Here is a 3,976-nt window from a genome sequence, read left to right as displayed (position 1 = left end):
ATAATTGCGCCGTGGAACTCCAGGGTATCAACCAAAACCTTCGTCGGCCGCGACAGATGGGTATAAGAGACAGGGGCCAGACGGCGCGCAGGGCGCGGGTGAGGGGGACGGCGGCGACCGGGACCTCGACCAGGCGGCGGGAGGCAAGCTCCTCGGTGACGGCCAGTTCGCTCAGCACGGCCGGGCCGGCGCCGGTCACCGCGGCGGCCTTCACGGCGGTGGTGGAGGCCAGTTCGAGCAGCGGTTCGGCGAGGCCGCCGTGGTCGGCGAGGGCCGCGTCGAGGACCTGGCGGGTGCCGGATCCGTACTCGCGCAGGACGAGCGGGGCGGCCGCCAGCTCGGCGGGGGATACGGGCGTGCGGCGGCGGGCCCAGGGATGGCTGGGGGCGGCCACGACGACGAGCCGGTCACGGGCGACCACGGCGCTGTCCAGGCCGTCCGGCACGGACAGACCCTCCACATAGCCGAGGTCGGCGTCTCCGGACAGGACCTGCTCGGCGACGGCGGCCGAGTTGCCGGCCTGGAGGGAGACGGCGGTGCCCGGGCGGCCGGCGCGCAGCGCGATCAGCCAGCTCGGCAGCAGGTACTCGGCGATGGTCATGGAGGCCGCCACCCGCAGCCGGGAGTCGCGCCGGTCGCGCAGGGCCTGGGCCCCGGCGTCGAACGCCTCGGCCGCCTCCACCACCCGCCGGGCCCAGTCGGTGACCAGCGCCCCGGCGGCGGTGAGCGTGGAGCCGCGCGGGGAGCGGTCGACCAGGGCGACACCGAGCATCCGCTCCATGGAGCGGATGCGGCTGCTCGCCGCGGGCTGGGTGATGCCGACCTCGCGGGCCGCCCGGCCGAGACTGCCGTGCCGGGCGACGGCCAGCAGCAGTTCGAGCGCGCCGAGGTCGGGAACGCGGTGGGACAGGCTCATAAGGTCATTTTATGGGTTCATAGCGGAGTCATCCCTGGTGGGCACCAGCCGGCGGGCCCGAGGGTGGGGGCATGCACCGCCCCTCCCCCGTCTCCTCCGCCGTCATCGCCGTCCGCCGCCCGGGGGTCCGCCACCTCGGCCCGAACTGGTACGCGGCGGTCATGGGCACGGCCATGGTGGCGGGCGCGGGGGCGGCGCTGCGGCTGCCGGCGCCGGGGCTGCCGCACGCGCTGGCCGCTGTGTGGGCGCTGTCGGCGCTGATGCTGGCCGCCATGCTGACCGCCCGGGCCCGGCACTGGATCCGCCACCGGGACCGGGCGCTGGCCCAGGTGCGGGACCCGGCGGTGGCCCCGTTCCACGGCTGCGCGGCGATGGCGCTGCTCGCCGTCGGCGGCGGGGCGCTCACGGCCGGCCGCGTGTGGACGGGGTTGCCCGCGGCCGTCGCCCTGGACGCCGTGCTGTACACGGCGGGGACGCTGCTCGGGCTGGCCGTCGCCGTGGTCGTGCCGTACCAGATGGCGGTGCACCACCGGGCCGCGCAGCCGTCGCCGGTGTGGCTGCTGGCGGTGGTGGCGCCGATGGTGTCGGCGTCGCTCGGCCCGCCGCTGGCGGCGCATCTGGCGGACGGGCCGGGGCGGCGGACGCTGCTGGCGGCCTGCTGCGGGATGTTCGGGGTGAGCCTGCTGGCGGCGCTGGCGCTGCTGCCGCTGGTGTTCGGGCGGTTGCTGACCGCCGGGCCGCCGCCGGCCGCGCTCGCCCCGACGCTGTTCCTGGTCCTCGGTCCGCTGGGGCAGTCGGCGACGGCGGCCGGCGCACTGGCGGACGCGGCGCCGGGGCTGCCGTACGCGCCGGCGCTCTCGGTGCTGTACGGCGCGCCGGTGATGGGCTTCGCGCTGCTGTGGCTGGCCCTGGCCGGGGCGCTGGTGCTGCGCGCCCGGCGGCACGGCATGGGCTTCACGCTGGCGTGGTGGGCGTTCACCTTCCCGGTGGGGACCTGTGTGACCGGGGCGATGGCGCTGGCCCGGCACACCGGACTGGCCGCCGCGCACTGGCTCGCGGCCGGGCTGTACGCGTTCCTGGTGGCCGCCTGGCTGACCGTGCTGGTGCGGACGGCGCACGGACTGGCCGGCGGGGCGCTGCTGCGGCCGCCGCCGGCCGCCCCGCCCGGCGGCTCCGCCGGGTCGGGACCGGCGGAGCCGGCCCGCCGGCCGGTCACCGCCGCGGCGGCGGCGATCTGAGCAGTCGCCGCCGACGCCGGCAGGACGGCTAGGGAATCGCGGCCGGGGTGGAGGGGGCGGACGGCTGCGGCAGGGTGTCGATGCGGTAGGCGGCGCGGGCCTTCGCCAGCAGGTCGGACGCCGTCTTCTCGGCGGGTTTCCCGGCCGGCACGTCCACCCGGATCGTCAGCCGCTCCTGCTGGGCGCTGACCACGATGAGGGTCTTGCGCAGACGCCGGTCGGCGGCGTCGTCGTCGGTGTTGTACGAGGTGGTCAGCAGCGCGGCGTCCCGGCCCTGCTCGGTGGCGTCCTGCACCGCGCCGACCGCCTGCTCGCCGCCCTCCGGCGGGGTGGCCGACTCGCTCTCCCGCTTCCAGCGCTCGGCGGTGGCCCTGGCCGTCTCGGTGGCGTTCGCCTGCCGGTCCACCAGCATGCTCATGTCGCCCTTGGGCGAGGTGTACCAGGTGCCGAGGTAGGCGCCGTCGGAGTCGTCCGGGTCGTCGCCGGTGGAGATCCGCCAGTCGGCGGGCGCCGCGACGGCGACGGCCATCCGGTACTCCTCGTAGCGCTTCCATCCGGCCGGCAGGTCGTCGCCGCGCAGTTGGAGGACCAGCGTGACGACGAGCGCGGCCGCGAGGACGGCGGCCCCGGCGGCCAGCGCGAGCCGGGCCCGGCCCTTTCGGCGCGCGCCCGGGCCGGAGCCGGGCCCGCCGGCGGCGTCTGCCGGGCCGACGGCCTCGGTGGGCGGGTGGCCGGGGCGCTCGGGGGCGGCAGGCGGGGCCGCGGCGGCGCGCAGCGGGAGCAGCGCGGCCGGTGCGGTGAGCCGGGCCTCCGGCTCCTTGCGGAGCAGCCCGGCGATCGCCGGGGCCAGCGGTCCGGCGTGCTGCGGCGGCGGGAGCTCGGCCAGCAGGATCGCCTGGAGCGTGGAGGGGGTGGTCTGCCGGCGGAACGGCGACACGCCCTCCACCGCCTGGTACAGCAGCACGCCCAGCGACCACAGGTCCGACTCGGGGCCGGGACGCCGGCCGAGCACCCGCTCCGGGGCGATGTACTCGGGAGAGCCGACGAAGCCGCCCGTCTCGGTGAGCTTCTCCTCGCCCTCCATCTGGGCGATGCCGAAGTCGGTGAGCACCACCCGCTCGTGCCGGCCGACCATCACGTTCCCCGGCTTGACGTCCCGGTGCAGCACCCCCGCCTCGTGCGCGGCGGCCAGCGCGCCGAGCACGGCGACGCCGATCCGGGCCGCCTCCCGCGGGGGGAGGGTGCCCTCCTCCAGGAGCTCGGCGAGCGACTGGCCGCGCACCAGCTCCATCACGATCCAGGGGCTCTCGCCCTCGGTGACCACGTCGTGGATGGCCACCACGGAGGGGTGGTCGATCCGGGCGGCGGCGCGGGCCTCACGCTGCATCCGCAGATGGGCGGTGCGCCGCTCGTCGGCGGTGACGTGGTCCGGGACCCGCGGCTCCTTGACGGCGACGTCCCGGTCCACGACCTCGTCGCGGGCCCGCCACACGGTGCCCATGCCGCCCGACCCGAGCCGCTCCAGCAGGCGGTACCGGCCGCCGACCAGCCGCCCGGCCCCGGTGTCCGGGCCGGTCGCGGGCCGTTCGGCGGCCGGCCCTGCCGGTGCCGCCGGGCCCGGCGCCTCGCGCGGGGCGGGCAGCGGACCGGCCGCGCCGGGCTGGGCCGGGTGCGCTGCGCCGGGCGCGGGCCGCGGTGCGGGTGGCTGGAGCCCGTAACTGGTCGGCTCCTCGGGACGTCCCCCGTTGCTCGTCATGCGCCCTATCATGCACGGCCCGTCCGGCACCGAGGACGGGGAGTGCGGATGGGCGGGGCCCGGGGG

Annotated in this window: 3 protein-coding genes; 1 reads left to right on the top strand and 2 read right to left on the bottom strand. The window is 77.7% G+C overall.

The genetic code is table 11. The annotated features are described in order from the left end of the window. Window positions 1–916: LysR family transcriptional regulator (locus tag C6N75_RS26700; RefSeq protein ID WP_181160629.1), on the bottom strand; the 916-nt coding region annotated here is incomplete at its 3' end. Between the two features lie 71 nt (window positions 917–987). Between C6N75_RS26700 and C6N75_RS26695 the strand changes: the two genes are divergently transcribed. After that, window positions 988–2,154, top strand: a complete 1,167-nt coding sequence (locus C6N75_RS26695; RefSeq protein WP_105871439.1) for an SLAC1 family transporter — start codon at window positions 988–990, stop codon at window positions 2,152–2,154. A gap of 28 nt (window positions 2,155–2,182) precedes the next feature. Here C6N75_RS26695 and C6N75_RS32010 read toward each other — a convergent pair whose 3' ends face one another. After that, window positions 2,183–3,910, bottom strand: coding sequence for a serine/threonine-protein kinase (locus tag C6N75_RS32010; protein ID WP_105871438.1), 1,728 nt, complete (start codon window positions 3,908–3,910; stop codon window positions 2,183–2,185). Window positions 3,911–3,976: the final 66 nt, after the last annotated feature.

Source organism: Streptomyces solincola (assembly GCF_002982015.1).
GTDB classification, from domain to species: domain Bacteria; phylum Actinomycetota; class Actinomycetes; order Streptomycetales; family Streptomycetaceae; genus Streptomyces; species Streptomyces solincola.
The sequence above is the reverse complement of the archived record's forward strand: the minus strand, read 5'-3'. Positions and strand labels throughout refer to the sequence as shown.

Coding starts and splice junctions, on each gene's coding strand:
- C6N75_RS26695 (WP_105871439.1), top strand. CDS start 988: ATGCACCGCCCCTCCCCCGTCTCCTCCGCCGTCATCGCCGTCCGCCGC.
- C6N75_RS32010 (WP_105871438.1), bottom strand. CDS start 3,910: ATGACGAGCAACGGGGGACGTCCCGAGGAGCCGACCAGTTACGGGCTC.